The organism is Pseudomonas sp. Irchel 3A7 (assembly GCF_900187565.1).
In the GTDB taxonomy this organism is placed as follows: Bacteria; Pseudomonadota; Gammaproteobacteria; order Pseudomonadales; family Pseudomonadaceae; genus Aquipseudomonas.
Map to the genome: position 1 here is coordinate 238,212 of NZ_FYED01000010.1, position 23,822 is coordinate 262,033.

The 23,822-nt window shown below is 62.6% G+C and carries 21 protein-coding genes; 17 read left to right on the forward strand and 4 right to left on the reverse strand.

Annotated elements, in window-relative coordinates; all coding sequences use genetic code 11:
• Positions 1 to 73 precede the first annotated feature (73 nt).
• Positions 74 to 745, forward strand: a complete 672-nt coding sequence (locus tag CKW21_RS18215) for a Bax inhibitor-1/YccA family protein (RefSeq protein ID WP_095195337.1) — start codon at positions 74 to 76, stop codon at positions 743 to 745.
• Between the two features lie 65 nt (positions 746 to 810).
• On the opposite strand, the gene CKW21_RS18220 is transcribed toward CKW21_RS18215, so the two are convergent.
• Complete coding sequence (locus CKW21_RS18220) at positions 811 to 1,248, reverse strand: Lrp/AsnC family transcriptional regulator (RefSeq protein ID WP_095195338.1); 438 nt, start codon at positions 1,246 to 1,248, stop codon at positions 811 to 813.
• 137 nt (positions 1,249 to 1,385) lie between these two features.
• On the opposite strand from CKW21_RS18220, the gene CKW21_RS18225 reads away from it, so the two are divergent.
• Positions 1,386 to 2,279 (forward strand): DMT family transporter, encoded by an 894-nt coding sequence (locus CKW21_RS18225; RefSeq protein ID WP_095195339.1) that lies wholly within the window; start codon positions 1,386 to 1,388, stop codon positions 2,277 to 2,279.
• Between the two features lie 115 nt (positions 2,280 to 2,394).
• Here the strand turns inward: CKW21_RS18225 and CKW21_RS18230 are convergent, their stop codons facing one another.
• The gene (locus tag CKW21_RS18230; protein ID WP_095195340.1) at positions 2,395 to 4,020 is read right to left on the reverse strand and encodes an NADP-dependent glyceraldehyde-3-phosphate dehydrogenase; all 1,626 of its coding nucleotides are present in this window, start codon (positions 4,018 to 4,020) and stop codon (positions 2,395 to 2,397) included.
• Positions 4,021 to 4,322: 302 nt separating this feature from the next.
• Here CKW21_RS18230 and CKW21_RS18235 point away from each other — a divergent pair, with 302 nt between their 5' ends.
• The 10 genes from CKW21_RS18235 (at position 4,323) to CKW21_RS18280 (ending at position 13,808) form a co-directional block, all read left to right on the forward strand.
• Complete coding sequence (locus CKW21_RS18235) at positions 4,323 to 5,210, forward strand: Dyp-type peroxidase (protein ID WP_095195341.1); 888 nt, start codon at positions 4,323 to 4,325, stop codon at positions 5,208 to 5,210.
• An 8-nt stretch (positions 5,211 to 5,218) separates the two neighbouring features.
• A complete protein-coding gene (locus tag CKW21_RS18240; protein ID WP_095195367.1) occupies positions 5,219 to 6,187 on the forward strand; it encodes a Gfo/Idh/MocA family protein in 969 nt (322 codons plus the stop codon).
• Positions 6,188 to 6,383: 196 nt separating this feature from the next.
• A complete protein-coding gene (locus CKW21_RS18245) occupies positions 6,384 to 7,136 on the forward strand; it encodes a GntR family transcriptional regulator (protein WP_095195342.1) in 753 nt (250 codons plus the stop codon).
• Positions 7,133 to 8,878, forward strand: a complete 1,746-nt coding sequence (locus CKW21_RS18250; protein WP_095195343.1) for a fumarate reductase/succinate dehydrogenase flavoprotein subunit — start codon at positions 7,133 to 7,135, stop codon at positions 8,876 to 8,878. Before CKW21_RS18245 ends, CKW21_RS18250 begins: the two co-directional genes overlap by 4 nt.
• Positions 8,879 to 8,904: 26 nt before the next feature.
• Complete coding sequence (locus CKW21_RS18255; protein WP_008060065.1) at positions 8,905 to 9,150, forward strand: ferredoxin family protein; 246 nt, start codon at positions 8,905 to 8,907, stop codon at positions 9,148 to 9,150.
• A 217-nt stretch (positions 9,151 to 9,367) separates the two neighbouring features.
• The gene (locus CKW21_RS18260) at positions 9,368 to 10,792 is read left to right on the forward strand and encodes an ABC transporter substrate-binding protein (protein ID WP_170948687.1); all 1,425 of its coding nucleotides are present in this window, start codon (positions 9,368 to 9,370) and stop codon (positions 10,790 to 10,792) included.
• Positions 10,793 to 10,928: 136 nt separating this feature from the next.
• On the forward strand, positions 10,929 to 11,711 hold the full coding sequence (locus CKW21_RS18265; RefSeq protein ID WP_095195345.1) for an ABC transporter permease: 783 nt from the start codon (positions 10,929 to 10,931) through the stop codon (positions 11,709 to 11,711).
• Entirely contained in the window at positions 11,711 to 12,559 is an 849-nt protein-coding gene (locus CKW21_RS18270; protein WP_095195346.1) for an ABC transporter ATP-binding protein, read from the forward strand. Before CKW21_RS18265 ends, CKW21_RS18270 begins: the two co-directional genes overlap by 1 nt.
• Complete coding sequence (locus tag CKW21_RS18275) at positions 12,556 to 13,518, forward strand: HEAT repeat domain-containing protein (RefSeq protein WP_095195347.1); 963 nt, start codon at positions 12,556 to 12,558, stop codon at positions 13,516 to 13,518. Before CKW21_RS18270 ends, CKW21_RS18275 begins: the two co-directional genes overlap by 4 nt.
• On the forward strand, positions 13,515 to 13,808 hold the full coding sequence (locus CKW21_RS18280; RefSeq protein WP_095195348.1) for a DUF971 domain-containing protein: 294 nt from the start codon (positions 13,515 to 13,517) through the stop codon (positions 13,806 to 13,808). Before CKW21_RS18275 ends, CKW21_RS18280 begins: the two co-directional genes overlap by 4 nt.
• Before the next feature lie 104 nt (positions 13,809 to 13,912).
• Here CKW21_RS18280 and CKW21_RS18285 read toward each other — a convergent pair whose 3' ends face one another.
• Both CKW21_RS18285 and CKW21_RS18290 read right to left on the reverse strand, forming a co-directional pair.
• The gene (locus CKW21_RS18285; protein WP_095195349.1) at positions 13,913 to 14,650 is read right to left on the reverse strand and encodes a TorF family putative porin; all 738 of its coding nucleotides are present in this window, start codon (positions 14,648 to 14,650) and stop codon (positions 13,913 to 13,915) included.
• A 119-nt stretch (positions 14,651 to 14,769) separates the two neighbouring features.
• A complete protein-coding gene (locus CKW21_RS18290) occupies positions 14,770 to 16,512 on the reverse strand; it encodes an amidohydrolase (protein WP_095195350.1) in 1,743 nt (580 codons plus the stop codon).
• 103 nt (positions 16,513 to 16,615) lie between these two features.
• On the opposite strand from CKW21_RS18290, the gene CKW21_RS18295 reads away from it, so the two are divergent.
• The 5 genes from CKW21_RS18295 (at position 16,616) to CKW21_RS18315 (ending at position 23,475) form a co-directional block, all read left to right on the forward strand.
• Complete coding sequence (locus tag CKW21_RS18295) at positions 16,616 to 17,560, forward strand: LysR family transcriptional regulator (protein ID WP_095195351.1); 945 nt, start codon at positions 16,616 to 16,618, stop codon at positions 17,558 to 17,560.
• Between the two features lie 183 nt (positions 17,561 to 17,743).
• Positions 17,744 to 18,361, forward strand: coding sequence for a transcriptional repressor LexA (gene lexA, locus CKW21_RS18300; protein ID WP_095195352.1), 618 nt, complete (start codon positions 17,744 to 17,746; stop codon positions 18,359 to 18,361).
• Positions 18,361 to 18,978 (forward strand): translesion DNA synthesis-associated protein ImuA, encoded by a 618-nt coding sequence (gene imuA, locus CKW21_RS18305; RefSeq protein WP_095195353.1) that lies wholly within the window; start codon positions 18,361 to 18,363, stop codon positions 18,976 to 18,978. The genes lexA and imuA overlap by 1 nt, the downstream gene beginning before the upstream one ends.
• 7 nt (positions 18,979 to 18,985) lie before the next feature.
• Positions 18,986 to 20,401 carry a DNA polymerase Y family protein gene (locus CKW21_RS18310; RefSeq protein WP_095195354.1) on the forward strand — a complete coding sequence of 472 codons (1,416 nt, stop codon included), beginning with the start codon at positions 18,986 to 18,988 and terminating at the stop codon, positions 20,399 to 20,401.
• A complete protein-coding gene (locus tag CKW21_RS18315) occupies positions 20,398 to 23,475 on the forward strand; it encodes an error-prone DNA polymerase (protein ID WP_095195355.1) in 3,078 nt (1,025 codons plus the stop codon). Before CKW21_RS18310 ends, CKW21_RS18315 begins: the two co-directional genes overlap by 4 nt.
• Positions 23,476 to 23,822 lie beyond the last annotated feature (347 nt).

The following is a 23,822-nucleotide window of genomic DNA, read 5'->3' on the forward strand; positions in this document are numbered from 1 at the left end:
TCTGCATAGCTTGTTACAGAGCGTCTGTTATGATCTTTGCGACTGAACGTTACAAACCAACAGGAGTGTCGCCATGCGCGAACAGGATTACGCAGTTAATAACAGCTTGCAGGCTGAGCAGCTAGAGGTTAGCCGCGTCCTGCGCAACACATACGGCTTGCTGGCACTGACGCTCGCCTTCAGCGGTGTGATGGCCTACGTTGCCCAGCAGATGCGTGTCGGCTACCCGAACATTTTCGTGGTGCTGATCGGCTTTTATGGCCTTTTCTTCCTCACCAACAAACTCCGTGATTCCGCCTGGGGCCTGGTGTCGGCATTTGCCCTGACCGGTTTCATGGGTTTCCTGCTCGGCCCGATCCTCAATCGTTACCTGGGCATGCAGGGCGGCGCTGAAGTGGTCAGCTCGGCCTTTGCCATGACGGCACTGGTGTTCGGTGGTCTGTCGGCCTACGTGCTGATCTCCCGCAAGGACATGAGTTTCCTCAGTGGCTTCATCACTGCGGGTTTCTTCGTGTTGCTGGGTGCAGTGGTTGCCAGCTTCTTCTTCCAGATCAGCGGTCTGCAACTGGCGATCAGCGCAGGTTTCGTGCTGTTCTCCTCGATCTGCATTCTGTTCCAGACCAGCGCCATCATTCACGGCGGCGAGCGTAACTACATCATGGCGACCATCAGCCTGTATGTATCGATCTACAACCTGTTCGTCAGCCTGTTGCAGCTGTTCGGCATCATGAGCCGTGATGACTGATTGTCAGCGTTAAGCAAAAAACCCGCTTCGGCGGGTTTTTTCTTGTCTGCGTTTTGATGAGAGAACTATGCCATCGGCGGCAGCCGGCGTTTGACCGGGGTCTTCTTGACGATCGCGGTGTTGGTTTCGGCGTGGGTGTTGAGGCGATCGAGCAGGGTGTCCAGTTGTTCCATCGAGCGCACGTGCAGGCGCGCGATGAAGCAGTCGTCGCCGGTCACCTTGTCGCACTCGGTGAACTCGGGAATGGCCATGATCTGCCGTTCGACTTCCTGCAACTGACCCGGCAACGGGCGAACGCGTACGATGGCCTGGAGTTGATAGCCAAAGCATTTCGGGTCGATTTCAACGGTGTAGCCCTTGAGCACGCCACGCTCCTCGAGGCGACGCAGGCGTTCGGCAACGCTGGGCGAGGACAGGCCGCTGAGGTGTGCCAGGGCCTTGAGCGAGCGTCGCGAGTCTTCCATCAACGCCGTGATCAGCACTTGGTCGATGTCATCGGTCATGGCGAAAAACCTCAATTAGGCAATCATTCGAAACCACCTTTATAAAAAAGGCAGATTCCGAGTTTAGCCTGATTTTTGCGCTGGAGAATCGCCTCGGCCGATTGGCATACTTTGCCCACTCACAGAGGAGTCTGGAAATGGACAAAACAATACGTCGCGGCTCGTTCGAAATGACCGCCGCCATGCTGATCTCCGGGACCATCGGCTGGTTTGTGCTGGTGTCCGGGCAACCGGTGCTGGACGTGGTGTTCTGGCGCTGCCTGTTCGGGGCCGGTGCGCTGCTGTTGATTTGCGCGGCATTCGGCTTCCTGCGCCCCGGTATCCTGACCCGCACCACGTTTCTGTTGGCGGTGCTCAGCGGCGTGGCGATCGTCGGCAACTGGGTGTTGTTGTTCGCTTCCTATTCCCGCGCCTCGATTGCCATCGGCACCGCGGTGTACAACGTGCAACCGTTCATGCTGGTGGGCCTGGCCGCGGTCTTCCTCAACGAGAAAATTACGCTGCAGAAGCTGGCATGGCTGGGCGTCTCGTTTCTCGGAATGCTGGCGATCGTCAGTGCACATGGCGGGGAGGGCGAGAGCGGTAACGAGTATCTGATAGGTATCGTTCTGGCTTTGGGTGCTGCGTTTCTCTACGCGATCGCCGCGTTGATCATCAAGCGCCTGACCGGTACGCCGCCGCATCTGATCGCGTTGGTTCAGGTCAGCACCGGTGTGTTGCTGCTCGCGCCATTCGCGCACTTCTCGGCCCTGCCACAGGAGGCAAGCGCCTGGGGCAGCCTGGTCACCCTGGGTATCGTGCACACCGGCGTGATGTACGTGCTGCTGTACGGCGCGATCCAGAAACTGCCGACGGCATTGACCGGTGCACTGTCGTTCATCTATCCGATCGCGGCGATCTTTGTCGACTGGTTTGCCTTCGGCCATCGCCTGGAACCGCTGCAATGGATCGGGGTAGCCGCGATTCTGCTGGCCGCCGCCGGCATGCAGCAGGGCTGGAGCCTGAAGTTTCGGCGGACGGTTACCCCGTAAACCGCTCGGATGTTCCTGCGCGACGCAGTGCATGGGATAGCGCCGATACGAGTCCAGCAACGGACGCAGTACCGGCGCAGCAGCGGTGGCAGAGTGGTGCTCAGGTTCTCGCTCCTCAGAAAATGTAATCAGTGGTCAAAAAGCTCGAACTGCGCCCGCTGATGATCTCGCTGATAAGGTCCTTGTTGGTCTCCTGAAACTTGGTGGCCACCAACGTACGGATCGAAAACACCCGCAACGCATCATGCACCGACAACGTACCCTCGGCGGAATTTTTGCGGCCATTGAATGGGTAGGTGTCCGGGCCGCGCTGGCACTGGGCGTTGAGGTTGATGCGCCCGACCTGGTTGGCGAAGGTGTCCACCAGGCGGCCGACAGCGACCGGATTGGTGCCGAAGATGCTCAATTGCTGGCCGAAGTCCGACTCCAGAACGTAATCGATCACCGTGTCCAGATGACGGTATGGCACGATCGGCACCACCGGGCCGAACTGTTCTTCCTGATAGATACGCATCTGCGGCGTCACCGGGTACAGCACCGCCGGGTAGAAGAACGACGCGCGGGCCTCGCCGCCATGGGGGTTCACCACTTTCGCGCCTTTGCCGACGGCATCGGCCACCAGCGCGTGCAGGTAATCGACCTTGCTCGACTCCGGCAGGGGCGTCAGGGCCACGCCGCTGTCCCACGGCATGCCGGGTTTGAGCGAGGCCAGTTTGGCGTTGAATTTCTCGATAAAGGCATCGACCACGTCTTCGTGGACGAAAAGGATTTTCAGCGCGGTGCAGCGCTGGCCGTTGAACGACAGGGAGCCGGTGAGCGCCTCAGTCACGGCATTGTCCAGGTCCACTTCCGGCAGGACGATGCCGGGGTTCTTCGCATCCAGCCCCAGCGCCGCGCGCAGGCGGTGAGGGCGCGGATGCAGTTTCTTCAAGTCACTGGCGGCCTTGTTGGTGCCGATAAACGCAAAGATATCGATCTTGCCGCTGGCCATCAGTGCGCTGACGGTCTCGCGACCGCTGCCGTAGATCACGTTGATCACCCCGGCCGGGAAGCTGTCGCGAAACGCTTCCAGCAGCGGGCGAATCAGCAGTACGCCGAGCTTGGCCGGTTTGAACACCACGGTGTTGCCCATGATCAACGCCGGAATCAACGTGGTGAAGGTTTCGTTCAACGGATAGTTGTAAGGCCCCATGCACAACGCCACGCCCAGCGGTACGCGGCGGATCTGGCCGAGGGTGTCCTGTTCCAGTTCGAAGCGGCTGGAACGGCGGTCGAGTTCTTTCAGGGCATTGATGGTGTCGACGATGTAGTCGCAGGTGCGGTCGAACTCTTTTTCCGAGTCCTTGAGGTTCTTGCCGATTTCCCACATCAGCAGCTTGACGACGGCCTCGCGCTGTTCGCGCATGCGCCCCAGGAAGGTTTCGACATGCTGGATGCGCTCGGCCACACGCATGGTCGGCCACAGACCCTGGCCGCGATCGTAGGCGCGGACGGCAGCGTCGAGGGCGGTCAGTGCGGTGTCGGCATCCAGCAGCGGCGTGCTGCCGAGGATGACTTGTTCGTCACCCGATGCGGTGCTCAGGTACACCGGGCTGCGCACTGTGGCGAGGGCGCCCGGCCAGGTTTTCAGGACGCCGTCGACCAGGTATTCACGTTGTTCGATCTGGCCGCCCAGGCGGTATTTTTCCGGAATGCTGGCGGCCTCGGGAAACAGGTTGCCAAGCAGGTCTGCTGTGCTCATGTCGCTACCCCGTGTGAGTTGGCGAGCCAGGCCCTCTGTGGGAGCGAGCCTGCTCGCAAAGGTCGTGAACGATAACGCGTAAAATCAGGTGCCCCGTGGCGTTAATGAGTTTTTCGCGAGCGAACTCGCTCCTACAGTGAGTCAAACCAGCGGCAATGGGCAGAATAGAGGGGTTGAGGGTCTGGATCTTGTGTCACAAGCGTAGACTGCTTTGCGCGCTTCTTGAAACGCGACTTTTGACCTCAGTCCACACAACGACGGGTGCTGCGGTTAAACTTCGCGTTCTTTCTAAAGGAGTTCACATGAGTCACTACCAGCCGGGCATTCTCGCCACCCCTGTTCCGCCTCACGCCCGCCATATGTTCTTCGCCCTCGAATCCGCTGCCGATCTGCCGGCCGCGCTCGACAAGTTGGTGCAACTGGTGGACGGCACGGCGGCTGTGGTCGGTTTCGGTGAATCCCTGGTCAAGGCCTTCGATGGTAATATCGAAGGGCTGCGGACGTTCCCGGCGATGAGCGGCGTGGGCGTGGATAACCCGTCGACCCAACACGCGCTGTGGTGCTGGTTGCACGGTACCGACCGTGGCGAATTGCTTAATCGCAGCCACGTTTTTGCCGCCGCATTGGCGCCGGCACTACGCCTGGTGCAGGTGACCGAAGGCTTCCGTCACCGCGACGGCCATGACCTGACCGGCTACGAAGACGGCACCGAGAACCCTCGCGACGAAGCGGCCGCGGCTGCGGCGTTGGTGGGCGAGGGCGCTGAAGGCACGGTTGGCGGCAGCTTCGCCGCAATCCAGCAGTGGCAGCATGATCTCAAGCGTTTCCACGCAATGCCGTCCCACGAAACGGACGACATCATGGGTCGGCGCTTGAGCGACAACGAAGAACTCGATGACGCGCCGATCTCCGCCCACGTCAAACGCACCGCCCAGGAAAGCTTCGCTCCTGAGGCATTCGTGGTCCGCCGTTCGATGCCATGGATCGAAGACGACCGCGCCGGCCTGATGTTCCTGGCATTCGGTTTCTCCCTCGACGCCTTCGAAGTCCAGCTGCGACGTATGAGCGGTCTGGAAGATGGCATCACCGACGGTCTGTACCGTATCAGCCGGCCGATCACCGGCGGCTACTACTGGTGCCCGCCGCTGAAAGACGGCCGCCTGGACCTGCGCGCCTTGCGCATCGGCTGAGCATGACGATGAATGTGGTGCGTTGGGGCATGATCGGTTGCGGCAGCGTTGCCGAGCGCAAGAGTGGGCCGGCCTTTTACAAGGCGCCCGGTTCGGCGCTGGTGGCGGTGATGGGGCGGCGTCTGGAAGCGGTCAGCGATTACGCCGCGCGTCACGGCATCGCCCGGATCTACACCGACGTTGAGGGGTTGATCAACGATCCCGAAGTCGACGCGGTGTACATTGCCACGCCCCCCGACAGTCATCACGCTTACGCCCTGAAGGTGGCCGCCGCGGGCAAGCATTGCTGTGTCGAAAAACCGATGGCGCTGAACGCCGGGCAAAGCCGTGAGATGCAAAAGGCTTTTGCCGATGCCGGGCTGCACCTGTTTGTTTCTTACTACCGGCGTTCGTTGCCGCGCTTCCAGCAGGTGCGGCAGTGGCTGGAGGACGGGCGCATCGGCGAGGTTCGGCACCTGAGCTGGACGTTGACCAAAGCTCCGTCGCCGGCCGATCTTGGCGGTACGGATAACTGGCGCACCGATCCTTCGATTGCCGGCGGCGGTTATTTCGCTGACCTCGCCAGCCATGGCTTCGACCTGTTCCAGTACCTGCTGGGCGATATCGTAGAGGTCACCGGGTTCACCGCGCGGCAGGCGGGTTTGTATGCCGCCGAGGATGCCGTCAGCGCCAGTTGGCGGTTTGCTGGGGGAGCGCTGGGCATGGGCTGCTGGAACTTCGTGGCGGATCGGCGTGAGGATCGGGTCGAGGTGATCGGCAGCAAAGGCCGGATCAGCTTTTCGGTGTTCGACGAACAGCCGGTAGAGCTTGAGACCGATGAGCGACTCAGCGTGACCATCGAGCATCATGAGCATATCCAGTGGCATCACGTGTTGGGCATGAATGCTCATATTCGTGGCGAAGCCCGGCATCCGGCGCTGGCCGCAGAGGCGCTGAAAACCGATTGGGTCATGGACCAGATCCTCAAGCGCCACTAAACCTGTGGGAGCGAGCCTGCTCGCGAAAGCGTCAGAACAGTCGGCAATGTGTTGACTGACACTCCGCTTTCGCGAGCAGGCTCGCTCCCACAGGGGGCACATTGCGTATCTAACCTTATACCCAAACAATATTTCTCAAGCCCTTCGTTAGAACTTTAAGATCACGTCATAACTCGTTATGACAAGTGATGCTCTGATGACCGATAACGTTCTTCCCCTCAGTAGCGTGCCGCTACACACCCAGCTTCGCGACGTGCTGCGTGCCCGCATCCTCGACGGCGAATACCCCCAAGACAGCCAGATGCCTTCTGAAAGCGAGCTTGGCGCGCTGTTCAAGGTCAGCCGCATCACCGTGCGCCAGGCCCTGGGCGATCTGCAAAAGGAAGGGTTGATCTTCAAGATCCACGGCAAGGGCACCTTTGTCGCCAAGCCCAAGACTTTTCAGAACGTCAGCACCCTGCAAGGCCTGGCCGAGTCCATGACCGGTCGCGGCTACGAGGTGATCAACCGCCTGCGCAGCTTCAAATTCATCGCCGCCGACAAGCTGGTCGCCGAGCGTCTGCAGGTCGCTGAAGGCGAGGTCGTGACGCAGATCAAGCGGGTGCGGCTGATCAACCGCGAGCCGATCTCCCTGGAAATCACCTACCTGCCCAAGTCCATCGGCGAGCGCCTGGAGAAAGCAGACCTGGTGACCCGCGATATCTTCCTGATCCTCGAGAACGACTGTGGCCTGGCCCTCGGTCACGCCGATCTGGCCATCGATGCGGTGCTGGCCGACAGCGACCTGACCCAGGCGCTGAACGTCGAAGCCGGCTCGCCGATCATGCGCATCGAGCGTCTGACCCACGATGCCGCTGGGCGGCCGCTGGACTTCGAACACCTTTACTACCGTGGCGATGCCTTCCAGTACCGCCTGCGGATCGACCGGCAAAAAGGGGCGCAGGCATGACCCATAGCTCTGGAACCAGAACCACGCTCGAACTGGAATACGACATCGTCGTGATCGGCGGCGGCACCGCCGGCCCCATGGCGGCGATCAAGGCCAAGGAACGCAACCGTGATCTACGGGTGCTGTTGATCGACAAGGCCAACGTCAAGCGCAGCGGCGCGATCAGCATGGGCATGGACGGCCTGAACAACGCGATCATTCCGGGCCACTCGACGCCGGAGCAGTACACCAAGGAAATCACCATCGCCAACGACGGCATCGTCAATCAGGCTGCGGTGTACGCCTATGCCACCCACAGTTTCGAAACCATCGAACAGCTGGATCGTTGGGGCGTGAAGTTCGAGAAGGACGAGACCGGCGATTACGCGGTGAAGAAAGTCCATCACATGGGCGCTTACGTGCTGCCGATGCCGGAAGGGCACGACATCAAGAAAGTCCTGTACCGCCAGTTGAAGCGGGCGCGGGTGAGCATCACCAATCGCCTGGTCTGCACCCGTTTGCTCAAGGACGAAGAGGGCGCCGTAAACGGCGTGATGGGCTTCGATTGCCGCACCGCCGACTTCCACGTGATCAAGGCCAAGGCGGTGATCCTCGCCTGCGGTGCCGCCGGGCGTCTGGGCCTGCCTTCCTCGGGTTACCTGATGGGCACTTACGAAAACCCGACCAATGCCGGCGACGGCTACGCCATGGCCTATCACGCCGGGGCTGAGCTGGCGAACCTGGAATGCTTCCAGATCAACCCGCTGATCAAGGATTACAACGGCCCGGCCTGCGCCTACGTCACCGGCCCCTTGGGCGGCTACACCGCCAACAACAAGGGCGAGCGCTTCATCGAGTGCGACTACTGGAGCGGCCAGATGATGTGGGAATTCCATCAGGAACTGGAAAGCGGCAACGGCCCGGTGTTTCTCAAGCTTGATCACCTGGCCGAGGAAACCATCCAGAACATCGAGGAGATCCTTCACAGCAACGAGCGTCCGAGTCGCGGCCAGTTCCACGCCAATCGCGGCACCGACTACCGCACGCAGATGGTGGAGATGCACATCTCCGAGATCGGTTTTTGCAGCGGGCATTCGGCGTCGGGAGTGTGGGTCAACGAAAAGGCCGAGACGTCGGTCAAGGGGCTGTATTCGGCGGGTGATATGGCGGCAGTGCCGCACAATTACATGCTCGGCGCGTTCACCTACGGCTGGTTTGCCGGCACCAACGCGGCGGATTTCGTCGCCGAGCGCGAGTTTTCCTCGCTGGATGCCGCGCAGATCGAAGCCGAAAGGCAACGGGTCTACGCACCGCTGGACCGCGAACACGGCCTGCCGCCGGCCCAGGTCGAGTACAAGTTGCGGCGTTTCGTCAACGATTACCTGCAACCGCCGAAGGTGACCAAGAAGATGCAGATCGGCCTGCAACGCTTCAGCGACATCCAGCGCGACCTCGACCAGATCAAGGCCCACAACGCCCACGAACTGATGCGCGCCATGGAAGTCAGCATGATCCGCGACTGCGCCGAAATGGCTGCCCGCGCTTCATTGTTTCGCGCCGAAAGCCGTTGGGGGCTTTACCACTACCGGGTCGACCACCCGCAGCGCAACGACAGTGACTGGTTCTGCCATTGCCACCTGAAGAAGGGTGACAACGGTCTGATGACCAGTTTCAAGAAAGCCGTCGAGCCCTACATCATCCCGCTGGACGCCGATGAAATGCAGGCCTACGACCGGTTGCGGGTCGGTGCCGATGCGGCTTGATGCCGTCCATAAAAGAGAGACCGAACATGGCCTATCAACCCCAGGAAATCTTCTTTCGCTCCAACGCACCGGTCACGGTCGACGAGGACCTTTGCATCGCCCACAAAGGCTGCACCGTGTGCGTCGACGTTTGCCCGATGGACTTGCTGGCGATCAATCCGGCCACACAAAAGGCCTACATGGCCTTCGATGAGTGCTGGTACTGCATGCCCTGTGAAAAGGACTGCCCGACCGGGGCGGTGAAAGTAGACATCCCTTACCTGTTGCGTTGAAACACTGCCCAAATGTGGGAGCGAGCCTGCTCGCGAAGAGGCCGGCACAGCTGGCATCTCTGTGGACTGACAGGACGCTTTCGCGAGCAGGCTCGCTCCCACAATGGATCGAGTACAGAGGACTTACAACGCCATCCGGCCACCCCCGGACGCTTGCTTCAAAACACCCCTCGTTTCCCACCACGCCCTGATCGTGGCGGAGACGAACATCCTATAAATGATTCGAGGGGAAACACTCATGTTGCGTGCAACGATCGCCGGTCTGGTACTGGCTTCATTCACCTTGTCGGCTTCGGCCGAAACCATCCGCATCGCCATCGGCACCCAGGACACCACGATCAACTGCGCCGCCGGCGGTCTGTTGATTCGCGAACTCGGCCTGCTGGACAAATACCTGCCCCACGACGGCCAATACAAGGACGCCACGTACGACGTGGTCTGGAAAAACTTCACCAGTGGCGCGCCGCTGACCAATGAGATGGTCGCCGGCAAACTCGATTTTGGCGCCATGGCCGATTTCCCCGGTTCGTTCAACGGCGTGGCGTTTGAAGCGGCGGGCAAACACAGCCTGTTTATCAGCGTGCTGTCGGGCAGTACCAAGGGCAGCGGCAACGGCATCGTGGTGCCAAGCGCGTCGGGCGTGCAGTCGCTGGCCGAACTCAAGGGCAAGACCATTTCCGTGCCGTTCGCCTCCACTGCCCATGGCATGTTGTTGCGGGCCGTGGCGGCCCAGGGCTGGGATCCGCTCAAGGATGTGAACATCATCGCCCAGCCGCCGGAAGTTGCCGGTTCCGCGTTGCAGGCCGGCAAGATCGACGCCCACGCCGACTTCGTGCCGTTCGCCGAGCTGTTCCCCAGCCGTGGTTTCGCCCGCAAGATCTACGACGGTTCCCAGGCCGGTGCGCCGACGTTCCATGGTGCGCTGGTCGACCAGGGCTACGCGAAAAAGTACCCGGAAATCGTCGTCGCCTACCTGCGCGCCAGCATCGAAGCCAACCAACTGCTCGCCGCCGAGCCGGAGAAATACAGCGAGCTGATCGCCAAGGTCACCGGGGTCGATGCCGAGGTCAATTACCTGTTTCACGGCCCGCTGGGTGTGCAGACCCGCGACCTGAGCTGGAAGCCGGAATACCGCCAGGCTGTCGGCACCGCCATCGACACCCTCAAATTGCTCAAGAAGGCCGATCGCGGTCTCGATCTGAATACCTTCATCGACGACCAGTACATCCGCGCCGCATTCAAGGCCTCGAATCTGGACTACACCGCGCAGCTTGCGGATTACCGGCAGACGCCACTCAAAGCGGTGGATGCGTCGAGCGGCAAGGCCATCACCGACTTTAGCCGCGTGGCCGAAATCTGGGTGCGCGGCGAGCCGAAAGTCCGTCAATACGCCTCGGCGGAAGCGGCGTTCAGCGCGCTGGCCAGCCTCAAGCAGGAAGGCAAGAACATCCGCGCGGTGTATGCCCAGGCGAGCGACAGCGGCATCAAGTTGCTGGCGGATCAGGCGTGGTTTGCCAGTGATGCGAAAGGGCGGCTCAGCGCGTTTCTGCTCAAAGGCCAGGCCCAGCAATTTGCGTCGGCCCAGGGCGGCAAGGTGTTCGACTTCACCGACGCCACCACCCAGGCCGTGGCCGTCCGCTAACCCTGAAATCACCACAATCCTCTGTGGGAGCGAGCCTGCTCGCGAATGCGGACTGACATTCAACATCAATGTCTACTGATCCTTCGCTTTCGCGAGCAGGCTCGCTCCCACAGGGGGCGGGTTGAGAGGAATTATTGTGAACCGATCATTTAACCGCTGGCTCCCCCGAGCCGCCTCACTGCTGTTCTGCCTGCTGTTCTGGCAACTCGCCGCCAGCCACCACTGGAACCTCGGCCTGGTGACCTTCGCCAACGTTCCGACACCGCTGGCGGTGATTGAAGCGGCGCTCGGCCTCGGCGACTCCGGCAAGCTCGCCCAGCACCTGAGCAGCAGCCTCGGCCGGGTATTTGCCGGCTACCTCGCGGCGCTGGTCATCGGCATCAGCCTGGGCCTGGCCATCGGTCGCTCGAAATGGGCCGAGGATGTGCTGCTGCCACCGCTGGAAGTGCTGCGCCCGATCCCGGCGGTGGCCTGGATCCCGCTGGCGATCCTGATGTTCCCGTCGTCGGAGCTGTCGATGGTGTTCATCACCTTCACCGGTGCCTTGTTCCCGATTCTGCTCAACACCGTGCACGGCGTCGAAGGCGTCGATCCACGGCTGATCGCTTCGGCAAAAAGTCTCGGGGCAGGGCGCCGGGCGATGCTGCTGGAAGTGATCTTGCCGGGCGCCGCGCCGAGCATCATTACCGGCCTGGCCATCGGCATGGGTACCTCCTGGTTCTGCCTGGTCACCGCGGAAATGATCTCCGGCCAGTTCGGCATCGGCTACTACACATGGGAGTCCTACACCATCCAGAACTACCCCGACATCGTCGTCGGCATGTTGCTGATCGGCTTGCTCGGCATGGGCAGTAGCCTGTTGATCAAACGCCTGGGTGGGCTGTTCACGCCCTGGCATCGACCACGAGGAAAAGCCTGATGAGCGTTTTTCAACAACCTGAAGGGCGTATCGATATACGCGGCTTGTCGATCAGCCTGGGCGAGGGCGGCGCGGCCTTCGAGGCCGTGCAGGGTCTCGACTGCCAGATCGAACCGGGCCAGTTCGTGTGCATTCTCGGGCCGTCCGGTTGCGGCAAGTCCACCTTGCTCGGCGCCCTGGCCGGCCACCTGCAACCGCGCACCGGCAGCCTCAGGGTCGATGGTGCACCAGTGTCGGGGCCGTCACCGCAACGGGGCATGGTGTTCCAGCAACACACACTGTTTCCCTGGCGCACGGTGCGCGACAACGTCGCCTTCGGCCTGAAAATGCGCGGCATCGGCAAGGCCGAGCGGCACCGGGCCGCCGATGAAATCCTCGCCCTGGTCGGTCTTGAGGGCTTTGCCGAGCGCTGGCCGAATCAACTGTCGGGCGGCATGCAGCAGCGGGTGGAAATCGCCCGGGTGCTGGTCAATCGGCCACGCTTGTTGCTGATGGACGAGCCGTTCGGCGCCCTCGATGCCTTGACCCGCCTGAACATGCAGGAGCTGTTGCTGGACATCTGGACGCGGATTCGCACCACCGTGGTGTTCGTCACCCATGACATCGACGAAGCCTTGTTCCTCGCCGATCGCCTGCTGGTCATGAGCCCGCGTCCCGGGCGGATCATCGAAGATCTGCGCCTGGACTTCCCCCGGCCCCGCACCAGCGAACTGGTGACGAGCCACGAATTTTCCCGCTTGAAGCGTCATTGCCTCGAGTTACTGCGTCATGAAGATGGTCGGCAGCTGCCACGCCTGAACCCTCTCGGACTTCCCACAGAAAACCAACTGCCGCGATTTGCCCTATGACCTCACTATTCGATGTAACCGATAACGATGACATTCTCGCCCTGCAACCACGCCTGACCGATGAAGACGCCGGTGTGCGCCGTATCGCGCTGATCGAGCTGGCCGATCTGGAAGAGCCGGATGGCCTGCTGTGGCTGGTCAATCGATTGGCCGAAGACCCGGTCGCCGACGTCCGCGCCGAAGCTGCGCGGTTGCTGGAGGCCTGGGAGGACTTGCCCGTGGTCGAGGCGCTGTGCCAGGCCCTGACCGATCCTGACGACGCCGTGCGGGCCGCCGCGGCGCAAAGCCTCAGCCTGCTCAAGAGCGAAGCGGCGGGTAGGGTGATTCTGCCGTGGACCGGGCATGCCGACATCGGCGTGCGCATTGCCGCGTTCAGGGCTTTACGTGAACTTCGCTTTACCCAGGCGGCTCCGACGGCGTTGTTGGCATTGAACGACGAGGACGCCAACGTTCGGCGTGAAGCGGTCGGTGTGCTGGGCTGGCTCAAGCAGCTCGATGCCTTGCCCGCACTGGCACGCCTGGCCAGTGATGACCCGGACACCGAAGTCCGCCGCGCCGCTACCGGCGCATTGGGCCTGGCCTCTGATGTTCAGGTCCTGCCGGCGTTGCGCCAGGCATTGCAGGACCAGGCCTGGCAAGTGCGTGAGGAAGCCGCCACGACGCTGGGCAAAGTCGGCCACGCCGACGCCGGTCCCGCCTTGATCGACGCCCTGAGCGACGACTACTGGCAAGTTCGCCTGCGCGCCACCCGCAGCCTGGGTCGCCTGCGCTTTACTCCGGCCCTCGAGCCGCTGATCGAAACCCTCGGCCACCGCATCAGCAACCTGCGCAAGGAAGCCGCCCTGGCCCTCGGTGAATTGAACGATAAAGGCGCCATCGCACCGCTGCAGGCCGCGCAGGACGACGGCGACCCGGAAGTGCGCAAGGCCGTGCGCATTGCCCTGAGTCAACTGCAATGAATCCGGTGGCGGTGGGCAATTCCCGCAGCAAGCAACAGCTGCGGTTGAACTGGCCGGATGGCCGCGAGCAATTGTTGAGTCATGCCGAACTGCGGCGGCAATGCCCATGTTCGCAATGCCGGGCGTTTCGGCTGCGGGGGATGACGCCGCTGGTCGATGAGCGTGTGCGTGTGATCGAGTTGAACGCCCAAGGCTACGGCCTGCAGCTGGTGTTCAGTGACGGGCATGACCGCGGGATCTACCCGTGGAATTATCTGGCGGGACTTGGACTCGAAACGACGCATAACTAATGTGGGAGCGAGCCTGCTCGCGAAGGCGGTATATCAGACAAATTAATGTCGAATGTGCTGCCGCTTTCGCGAGCAGGCTCGCTCCCACAGAGTGTTAGTGGTGGTCAGAAAGACTTGCTGGCACTCGCCACCACAGTCGCGCTGCACACATCATCAAACCCCCAGTTGCTGGTGCACTGGCTCTTCGACAGATCGGTGTCGATGTAGCTCAGCCCCAGCATCACACCGGCCAGTTCATGGGTCAGCTTGACCTCCCATTCGCGGTACGAATCCTCGGCCTTGCCCGAACGCGTGTACAGGTGCGGGTCCTTGAAGTCCATCATGCCGTAGCGCAGTTTCAAGCCAAGGTCATAGGGCAATTCGGTCTCGTAACCGACATAGCTGTAGAGCGAATTCTGCTTGCTGTCGATGCCCGGTGCATCAGCGGAGTAGTAGGCGGCGAGTTTTACGCCATGGACGCTGAGAATGCCGTAGGCCTCACTCTGGTTGAACTGGCTCTCCCTCGGGTACGTGTATTTGAGATAGCCGACATCAAGGCTGACCGCGTCGGTGGCCTGCCACAGCCAACCGGCGTAGTAGTCGATTTCCTGGCGGGTTTTCAGGCCGCCGCCATAGTCGACGTTGGAACTCCAGGCGCCCAGGTACAGGCCGCTGGTATGGGCGAGGGTCATGGCGCCTTGCAGGGCCGGGTCGTTCTGGGTCTGGGAGATGCCGCGGGTGCGATAGTCGCTGGCCAGGGTCACGTCCAGCAGCAGGGCGAAGTCATCGTTCAAGGGGACGGCCTGGCTGCTCAAGGGCAGCAAACTCAAGGCACCGAGGGCGAGCAGGGTGGAAGCTTTCATGGGGTGTTTCCCGTTATTGTGATTGTTATGGGCAGGGCTGTTGTGGGTGTACGGCAGGCAAAGCTGCGCCGGGCCTCGTGTCGAAACGCGAGGCATGGCGGCGGGTGAGTTGATTTTTCTTAGAGGGTAGCGGCGTAGACCTGGCGACCGGCGAACCAGGTCTGCAGCACTTGAGTATCGTGCAGGGCCTTGATGTCGACGCTGAACACGTCACGGTCGAGCACGATGAAATCCGCTTGCTTGCCGGCACTCAACGAGCCGATCTGTTGGTCCAGGCCAATGGTCCGGGCGGCATTGAGGGTGTAGGCGTAGAACATGGTTTCGCGGTCAAGACGCTCATCGGCATTGAGTGCCCCCAGCGGACCGTCACGGGTGATGGCCTGGGCCATGGCATTCCACGGGTTGGGCGAGGACACCGGCCAGTCGCTGGCCCCGGCGATGGTCGCGCCCTGCTTGAGCAGCGAGTGCGCCGGGTACTGGTAACGGAAGGCCAGGGCGCTGACGTAAGGCTTGATCATGTCCGTGGTGTAGTCGTCGGCGCTGGCCCAGAGCAGTTGCATCGAGGCGATGACGTCGAGCGGCTTGAACCGGGCGAACTCTTTCGGGTTGACCATCTGCAGGTGGGTGATGGAGTGGGCTACGCCGCTCTGGCGGTCCTTGCGCGCCTGTTCGATACCATTCAATGACTCGCGCACCGCACGGTCGCCGATGGCATGAATGTGCACCCGCCAGCCCCGTTGATCGATGGCGCTGACCAGTTCGCCGAAACGCTTCGGATCGATCAACAGTTCGCCCTGTTTGTGCGAGTTGCTGTAAGGGTCGATCATCGCTGCGCTCTGCGCCGGGTATTCGATCACGCCGTCGGCGAAGATCTTGACGCCCGGCAAGGTCAGGTTGGGGACGTCCTGAAACTGCTGTCGGACTTTGTCGAGCGTATCGAGATCGGCCGGTACGCTTTTCGAATTGGCCACCAGCAGTGCGGCGACGTGGGCGGTCATGCCACCGCTTTGCGACAGCGCCTTGTACACCGGCAGCACGCCGACGGTTTTCTCCGTGGGCTTGAGGGCGAACACCGGCTGGCCCGGCGCGGCGTTGGCGGCGGGGTCCATCCACGCGGTGATGCCGAGGCTGTTGTTGTAGCTCACCGCGGTTTGCGCCGCCTTGAGCATGTCGGCGGCGCTCGGCGCCGGCATTTTCGAGGCAACCCGGTCCCAGCCGGCGTCCACCAGAAACCCGTTGGGATTGCCGTCCTTCAGCTTGCCAATGGTGCCGTCTTCAGCCGCCGGCAAAGACTTGATCAGCGCGGCGTCGACACCGGCGCGCTTGAGCATCACGTCGTTGGCCCAAGCCGTGTGGTGGTCGCTGCCGGTAAAGACGACGGGCACACTGGCCCATTCGCCGCTGTTGAATGTCTTGCCCAAGGCTTCGGACTGCGCCCAGTAGGCCGAACTCATGCCGGCCACGCTGAGTACATCGCCGTGCTTCGCCTTGCCGTCGTCACGCCAGGCGCGCAGGCGTTTTTCCAGCTCATCGAGGTCGACCACCTCGTCTTCCATGTTCGCCGAGACCCTTTCCAGGCCACCGAAAATGGCGTGGGAGTGGCTGTCGATCAGGCCGGGCATGAGGGTCTTGCCGCCCAGGTCGATGACTCGGGTTCCGGCCTCGATCAACGCCTTGATCTGTGCATCGCTGCCGACTTGCAGCACTTTGCCGTCCTGTACCGCCAGGGCCTGAACCTTGGGCTGGCTGCGGTCTGCGGTGAAGATCTTGCCGTTGAACAGCACCAGATCAGTGGCCGCCATGGCTTCCAGTGAGGAAAAACTCACAGCGGCCATCAACAGATTCGGGATGAATTTTTTCATTGAATGTTTCCTTGTTATTGCGTCTGATGGCCAGATTAGTGGCTTGCTGCGCCCGGCAGAACGCCTCGCTCATGAAAAACGTTTTTGCCTGAATGGAAAAAATATGGACAAGTTGGGTGCGCTGAAAATGTTTGTGGTCACGGCGCAACTGGGCAGTTTCAGTCGCGCTGCCGAGCAATTGGGGAAAACTCCGTCGGCCCTGACCAAAGCGGTCAATCATCTGGAGGCGGAACTGGGTACGCGCCTGTTCGAGCGCAGTACCCGGCGGATTTCGCTGACGGAAGCGGGGCGGCTCTATCTGGACACCGCGCGTCAGGTCTTGCAGCGGCTGGACGAGGCCGGCGAGGAAATCGAGCAGTTGCAACACGGCCTGCGCGGCAGCCTGAAAATCACCGCGCCGCTGGCCTATGGTCAGGCGTTTCTCGATCAGGTGTGTGGCGGCTTTCTTGAGCTATACCCGCAGATCAACCTGCAAGTGGACCTGTGCGATGACTTCGTCAATCTGCTGGACAGCGGCTACGACCTGGCTTTGCGCGAAGGCCATGACGACTTGCCGGGGCTGATCGCCCGTGTGGTCGGCAGCAATCGCCTGGCGCTGTGTGGCAGCCCCGAGTACCTGGCGCGCAAGGGGCTGCCGGTCACCCCGCAGACTCTCGATGAGCATGAGTGGTTGCTGTACCGCCATCCGTTGCTCAGCCGCGAGTTCTGGTGGGCCGAGCGCGACGGCCAGCGCCTGAGTTTGCCGCAGCCCCGGTCGCCGCGCTTGCGCAGCGACAATTACGACTTGTTGCTGGCCAATGCCCTGGCCGGGCGCGGCTTGCTGCACACACCGTTGTGGAGTGCCGCGCCGTATCTGGCCGACGGGCGACTGGTGCGGGTGATGGCTGACTACGACATCGATCCGGACACCTTCGGCCCTTACATCCTGGCGGTGTACCCCAGCCATCGACGGGCCACGGCCAAGGTGCTGGCGTTTATCGATTACATCGCAGGGTTTCTGGCGTCCCGCGGTTTGGGTTTGGCCACGGGTTTGCCTACAGGCGCGTGACCTGTGGGAGCGGGCTTGCCCGCGATGAGGCCATCACAGTCAACATTTTCGTTGAATGTCAGTCCGCTATCGCGAGCAAGCTCGCTCCCACAGGGATTTAGGTTGCTCGCGGATTCTGCTATCCCCGCAGTTCCTACAAACAGCATCAACGGTGCTTGTAAGAAAAATCGCAAAAGAGTACAAATGTACTCCATGACGACATTAACTCCCCGCCGTACCGCCATCCTGACCTTTATTCGCGAGCGCATCGCCGAGCACGGTCAGTCCCCGAGCCTCGCCGAGATCAGCGAGGCGTTCGGTTTTGCCTCCCGCAGCGTGGCGCGCAAGCATGTGCTGGCGCTCACCGAAGCCGGGTTTATCGAAGTCAACCCGCACCAGGCCCGGGGCATTCGATTGCTCGGGCAACCCCCGCGCCCCGAGCTGCTGGACATCCCGGTACTCGGTCGGGTGGCGGCGGGTGCGCCGATCGGGGCCGATGCCGAAGTCCATAGCCGATTGCTGCTCGACCCGGCGATGTTCTCCCGCACGCCGGACTACATGCTGCGGGTTCGCGGCGACTCGATGATCGAGGACGGCATTCTCGACGGTGACCTGGTGGGTGTGCACCGCAACCCCGAGGCGCTCAACGGCCAGATCGTCGTGGCGCGGCTCGACGGCGAAGTCACCATCAAGCGCTTTGAACGGGTCGGCGACCGGGTTCGCCTGTTGCCGCGCAACCCGGCCTATGAGCCGATCATCGTCGAGGCCGACCGGGACCTGGCCATCGAAGGTGTGTTCTGCGGCCTGGTGAGGCAAGGCTGATGAGTGCCGTCGTTGCGCTGGATACGCTGTTCAATGGTGGCCAGGTCTGGAAGGGCCGGCCTGCGCCGCCGGCCGCCAGCCCGCAACCCACCGGCCATGCCGCGCTGGATGCGGCGCTGCCCACGGGTGGCTGGCCGGAAGCGGCATTGACCGAGATCCTTCTGGCCGGGCAGGGCGTGGGCGAGTTGCAACTGGTGTGGCCGGCGCTGGCGCGGCTGTCGGCGATGGGCGAGCGGATCGTGCTGGTGGCACCGCCTTACGTGCCGTACCCCCAGGCCTGGCAGAACGCCGGGGTCGATCTGCGTCAATTGTCGATCATCCAGGCCAGCGAGCGCGACGCGTTGTGGGCGGCGGAACAATGCCTGCGTTCGGGCAGTTGCGGCGCGGTGCTGTGCTGGCCGCACAAGGCCGACGATCGCGCCTTGCGCCGTTTGCAGGTGGCGGCGGAAACCGGCCAGACCCTGGCCTTCGCCTATCGCTCGCTCAACGAAGCGGTCAACCCCTCGCCAGCGGCCCTGCGCATCGCCATCGATGCCAGGCCTGCGCAATTGCGCGTGCTCAAGTGCCGGGGCGGTCTGGCCCGTTCGGCGCCGATTGCCTTCCCCGTGGGGCATTGAGGTTGCCATGCGCTGGGTCTGCATTTTGTTCCCGCAATTGGCGCTGGACGCGGTACTGCGTCAGCGCGCCGATCCCGATGAGCCGCTGGCGCTGCTGACTGGCCCGGCCCAGCGCCGGGTGCTGCAAGCGGTCAACGGCCCCGCGCGAGCCCTTGGCCTGCGTCCCGGCCAGTCCATGAGCGCTGCCCAGGCCTTGAGCAAGAGCTTCGCCACGGCCGAGTACGATGTTGCCGACATCGAGCACTGGCAGCAGTTTCTGGCCGCCTGGGCCTATCGGTTCAGTTCGCAGGTCAGCGTGCATTACCCGCGGGCGCTGGTGTTTGAAATAGAATCCAGCCTGGGCCTGTTCGGTGCCTGGCCACAATTCGAGGCGCGCTTGCGCAGGGAACTCGGCGAACTGGGCTTTCGTCACCGCATTGTCGCGGCACCCAACCCGGTGGCGGCGCGGATGCTGGCCAACGCTTATGACGGCCTGGTGGTGCCTGACGAGCAAGCCTTGCAGCACCATCTGGGGCAATTACCCGTCGACCGCATCGGCCTGGAGACCCGCGTGGCCACGGCGTTATCGCGCATGGGCTTGCGCACCTTGAGTCAGGTGCAGGCGTTGCCTCGGCAGAGCCTGGCCCGGCGTTTCGAGGCCCAGGTGCTCAAGCATCTGGACACCTTGCTCGGGTTGCGGCGGCTGGCGCTGGCGTTCTATCTGCCGCCGGATCGCTTCGATGTGCGCATCGAGCTCAACTTCGATGTGCAATCCCATCAGGCCCTGCTGTTTCCGTTACGCCGCCTGACCGGCGATCTGTCGGCGTTCCTGTGTGGACGGGATAGCGGTGTGCAGCGTTTCGACCTGCACCTGGAACATGCGGGGCTGCCGGACACCCTGATCAAGGTCGGCCTGCTCAGTGCCGAGCGCGACCCGGCGATGCTCTTCGAACTGGCCCGGGGGCGGCTGGAGCAGGTTCAGGTCGAAGCGCCGGTGCGTGGGTTTCGCCTGTGCGCCGAAGACCTGCCGACCTTCGTGCCGCAGTTTCAGGAACTGTTCGACGACCGCCCGCAGCAGTCCTTGCCTTGGGAGCAACTGCGCGAACGCCTGCGTGCACGGCTGGGGGATGATGCCGTGCACGGCCTGCGCTTTCAGGCCGATCACCGTCCCGAGTGCGCGTGGCAGGCCAGTGCCGACAGTCAGCCCGGCGCGCGATTCCCGACCGTGAGGCGCCCCGGTTGGCTGCTCACGGAACCGCTGGCGGTGCACGAAGGCTCCACGCGCATCCTCATGGGACCGGAGCGCATCGAGTCCGGTTGGTGGGACGGCGACGACGTGCGTCGCGATTATTACCTGATCGAAACCCGTGCCGGCCAGCAAGGCTGGGCGTATCGAGCGGTCGGCGAGGACGGGCCGCTGTGGCTGCAAGGGTGGTTCGCATGAGCGCCGGGTATGCCGAACTGCACTGCCTGTCGAACTTCAGTTTCCAGCGCGGTGCCTCCAGTGCCCTTGAACTGTTTCAACGGGCAAAAAAGCAGGGCTACCAGGCGCTGGCGATCACCGATGAATGCACCCTGGCCGGTATCGTCCGCGCCTGGCAAGCGGCGAAGTCCGTTGAACTGCCGTTGATCATCGGCAGCGAGATCCGCATCGACAACGGTCCGAAACTGGTGCTGCTGGTGGAGAACCTCGAGGGTTATCAGACCCTGTGCCGACTGATCACCCGCGCCCGCCGCCGTACGCAGAAAGGCCAGTACCAAATCCTGCGGGATGACTTCAGCGAGCCACTGCCGGGGTTGCTGGCGTTGTGGGTGCCGGACGCGGTGGATGACTTCGAGCAGGGCCGCTGGCTGAAACAGGTTTTTGCCGAGGGCCTGTGGCTGGCGGTGCAGTTGCATCGCAGTCAGGACGACACCCGACGCTTGAGCGATTTGCTGACCCTGGCCAGGGAACTGCGGATTCCCGCCGTGGCGAGCGGCGATGTGCACATGCACGCCCGAGGGCGCCGTGCCTTGCAGGACACCATGACTGCGATCCGTCATCACCTGCCGGTAGCCGATGCCGGGTTGCGCCTGCACCCCAACGGCGAACGGCATCTGCGCAGTCTCGACATCCTGCGCGAACTCTATCCGCCGGCCTTGCTCGAAGAAACGCAGGTCATTGCCCGGCGCTGCACGTTCGACCTCGGCCAGTTGCGTTATCAGTATCCCCGGGAGCTGGTGCCTGACGGGCACTCGGCCACCTCCTGGCTGCGTCATTTGACCGAACAGGGCACTGCCTGGCGCTGGCCGAAAGGTCCGCAAGACAAGGTGCTCAAGCAGATCGACAAGGAACTGGAGCTGATCGCCGAACTGGGCTACGAAAGCTACTTCCTGACGGTCCACGACATCGTCCGCTTCGCCCGTGAACAACAGATTCTTTGCCAGGGACGCGGCTCTGCGGCCAACTCGGCGGTGTGTTTTGCCCTGGGTATCACTGAAATCGATCCGGATCGCACCACGCTGCTGTTCGAGCGCTTTCTCTCCAAAGAGCGCAACGAGCCGCCGGACATCGACGTCGATTTCGAACACGAACGGCGCGAGGAGGTCTTGCAGTACGTGTTTCAGCGTTATGGCCGGGCCCGGGCTGCGCTGACCGCCGTGGTCAGCACCTATCATGCGGCCGGCGCAGTGCGCGACGTGGCCAAGGCGCTGGGCCTGCCGCCGGACCAGATCAATGCGTTGGCCGATTGTTGCGGTCACTGGAGCGACGAAACCCCGCCCGTGGCGCGTTTGCTCGAGGGCGGATTCGACCCTGAAAGCCCGGTGCTGCGCCGGGTGCTCAGCCTCACGGGGCAATTGATCGGTTTCCCCCGGCACCTGTCCCAGCACCCCGGTGGCTTCGTGATTTCCGAGCAACCCCTGGACAGCCTGGTGCCGGTGGAAAACGCGGCCATGGCCGAGCGCACCATCATTCAGTGGGACAAGGACGATCTCGATGCGGTCGGCCTGCTCAAGGTCGATATCCTCGCCTTGGGCATGCTCAGCGCCATCCGTCGCTGCCTCGACCTGTTGCGCAGGCATCGTCACCTGGACCTGAGCCTGGCGACGATCCCGTCTGAAGACGCGGCCACTTACGAAATGATCGGCCGCGCCGACACCATCGGCGTGTTCCAGATCGAATCCCGCGCGCAGATGTCGATGCTGCCCAGGCTCAAACCGGTGAATTTCTACGACCTGGTGATCGAGGTCGCGATCGTGCGGCCGGGACCGATTCAGGGTGGCATGGTCCACCCGTACCTGCGTCGGCGAAACAAGGAAGAACCCGAGGTGTATCCGTCGCCGGAACTCAAAGTGGTGCTGGAACGCACCCTGGGCGTCCCCCTGTTCCAGGAGCAGGTGATGCAGATCGCCATCGTCGCCGCCGACTACAGCCCTGGCGAAGCCGATCAGTTGCGCCGTTCCATGGCGGCCTGGAAACGTCATGGCGGGCTCGAACCGCACAAGGATCGGCTGGCCGCCGGCATGAAGAAAAACGGCTACACCGCCGAATTCGCCGCGCAGATCTTCGAACAGATCAAGGGGTTCGGCAGTTACGGTTTTCCCGAATCCCACGCCGCCAGTTTTGCCTTGCTGACCTACGCCAGTTGCTGGTTGAAATGCCACGAACCGGCCGCCTTCGCCTGTGCGCTGATCAACAGTTGGCCCATGGGCTTCTACAGCCCGGACCAGATCCTGCAGGACGCACGGCGCCATCATTTGCAGATCCGCCCGGTGGACGTGCGGGCCAGCGACTGGGATTGCAGCCTGGAACCGATTGCCGGCGCACAACCGGCAATTCGCATAGGCTTGCGGATGATCAAGGGCTTTCGCGAGGACGATGCCCGGCGTATCGAAGCGGCGCGGTCCAGGGGCGCCTTTGCCGACATCGCCGACCTTGGCGAGCGGGCGCGACTCGATGCCCGCGCCCAGGAGCAACTGGCCGATGCCGGTGCGTTGGGCGGTCTGGCCGGTGATCGCCATCGGGCGCGCTGGGAAGTGGCGGGGGTGCAGAAACAGCTCGGTCTGTTCGCCGGTTTGCCCAGTCAGGAGGAGGGGACGGTGGCGCTGCCAAAACCCACGGTCGGCGAGGACTTGCAGGCCGATTACAACAGTCTCGGCACCACCCTCGGGCCGCATCCGCTGGCCTTGCTGCGCGGTGAATTGAAAGCCCGGCGTTGCCGCAGCTCGAAGGAACTGCTGGACGTCGAACATGGCCGGCCGGTGAGCATCGCCGGGCTGGTCACCGGTCGGCAACGGCCGGCCACCGCCAGTGGCGTGACCTTCGTCACTCTGGAAGACGAGTTCGGCAACGTCAACGTGGTGGTCTGGCGCGACCTGGCCGAGCGGCAACGCAAGGTGCTGGTCGGCTCGCAGTTGCTCAAGGTTGATGGGCGTTGGGAAAGGGAGGGCGAGGTGCGGCATCTGATTGCCGGGCGCTTGAGTGATTTGAGCCCACTGCTGGACGGCATCACCGTGCGCAGCCGGGATTTTCATTGATCCCGCAATCAGTGTGGGAGCGAGCCTGCTCGCGAAGGGGTCGGCACATTCAGCATTGATGTCAACTGACAGACCGCCTTCGCGAGCAGGCTCGCTCCCACAGGTATTGTGCAACCGCGGACTATTTACCCACCGGCCAAAACCGCTCCCCACCGTGCGCAGCCGGGATTTTTCATTGATCCCGCAATCAGTGTGGGAGCGAGCCTGCTCGCGAAGGGGCCGGCACATTCAGCATTGATGTCAACTGACAGACCGCCTTCGCGAGCAGGCTCGCTCCCACAGGTATTGTGCAACCGCGGACTATTTACCCACCGGCCAAAACCGCTCCCCACCGTGCGCAGCCGGGA

What these genes read in the sequence shown, in the direction of transcription:
- CKW21_RS18220 (WP_095195338.1), bottom strand. Translation starts at nt 1,248, where the DNA reads ATGACCGATGACATCGACCAAGTGCTGATCACGGCGTTGATGGAAGAC.
- CKW21_RS18280 (WP_095195348.1), top strand. Translation starts at nt 13,515, where the DNA reads ATGAATCCGGTGGCGGTGGGCAATTCCCGCAGCAAGCAACAGCTGCGG.
- CKW21_RS18270 (WP_095195346.1), top strand. Translation starts at nt 11,711, where the DNA reads ATGAGCGTTTTTCAACAACCTGAAGGGCGTATCGATATACGCGGCTTG.
- CKW21_RS18275 (WP_095195347.1), top strand. Translation starts at nt 12,556, where the DNA reads ATGACCTCACTATTCGATGTAACCGATAACGATGACATTCTCGCCCTG.
- CKW21_RS18215 (WP_095195337.1), top strand. Translation starts at nt 74, where the DNA reads ATGCGCGAACAGGATTACGCAGTTAATAACAGCTTGCAGGCTGAGCAG.
- CKW21_RS18260 (WP_170948687.1), top strand. Translation starts at nt 9,368, where the DNA reads ATGATTCGAGGGGAAACACTCATGTTGCGTGCAACGATCGCCGGTCTG.
- CKW21_RS18225 (WP_095195339.1), top strand. Translation starts at nt 1,386, where the DNA reads ATGGACAAAACAATACGTCGCGGCTCGTTCGAAATGACCGCCGCCATG.
- CKW21_RS18240 (WP_095195367.1), top strand. Translation starts at nt 5,219, where the DNA reads ATGAATGTGGTGCGTTGGGGCATGATCGGTTGCGGCAGCGTTGCCGAG.
- CKW21_RS18285 (WP_095195349.1), bottom strand. Translation starts at nt 14,650, where the DNA reads ATGAAAGCTTCCACCCTGCTCGCCCTCGGTGCCTTGAGTTTGCTGCCC.
- lexA (WP_095195352.1), top strand. Translation starts at nt 17,744, where the DNA reads ATGTACTCCATGACGACATTAACTCCCCGCCGTACCGCCATCCTGACC.
- CKW21_RS18295 (WP_095195351.1), top strand. Translation starts at nt 16,616, where the DNA reads ATGGACAAGTTGGGTGCGCTGAAAATGTTTGTGGTCACGGCGCAACTG.
- CKW21_RS18310 (WP_095195354.1), top strand. Translation starts at nt 18,986, where the DNA reads ATGCGCTGGGTCTGCATTTTGTTCCCGCAATTGGCGCTGGACGCGGTA.
- CKW21_RS18250 (WP_095195343.1), top strand. Translation starts at nt 7,133, where the DNA reads ATGACCCATAGCTCTGGAACCAGAACCACGCTCGAACTGGAATACGAC.
- CKW21_RS18235 (WP_095195341.1), top strand. Translation starts at nt 4,323, where the DNA reads ATGAGTCACTACCAGCCGGGCATTCTCGCCACCCCTGTTCCGCCTCAC.
- CKW21_RS18290 (WP_095195350.1), bottom strand. Translation starts at nt 16,512, where the DNA reads ATGAAAAAATTCATCCCGAATCTGTTGATGGCCGCTGTGAGTTTTTCC.
- CKW21_RS18255 (WP_008060065.1), top strand. Translation starts at nt 8,905, where the DNA reads ATGGCCTATCAACCCCAGGAAATCTTCTTTCGCTCCAACGCACCGGTC.
- imuA (WP_095195353.1), top strand. Translation starts at nt 18,361, where the DNA reads ATGAGTGCCGTCGTTGCGCTGGATACGCTGTTCAATGGTGGCCAGGTC.
- CKW21_RS18245 (WP_095195342.1), top strand. Translation starts at nt 6,384, where the DNA reads ATGACCGATAACGTTCTTCCCCTCAGTAGCGTGCCGCTACACACCCAG.
- CKW21_RS18230 (WP_095195340.1), bottom strand. Translation starts at nt 4,020, where the DNA reads ATGAGCACAGCAGACCTGCTTGGCAACCTGTTTCCCGAGGCCGCCAGC.
- CKW21_RS18315 (WP_095195355.1), top strand. Translation starts at nt 20,398, where the DNA reads ATGAGCGCCGGGTATGCCGAACTGCACTGCCTGTCGAACTTCAGTTTC.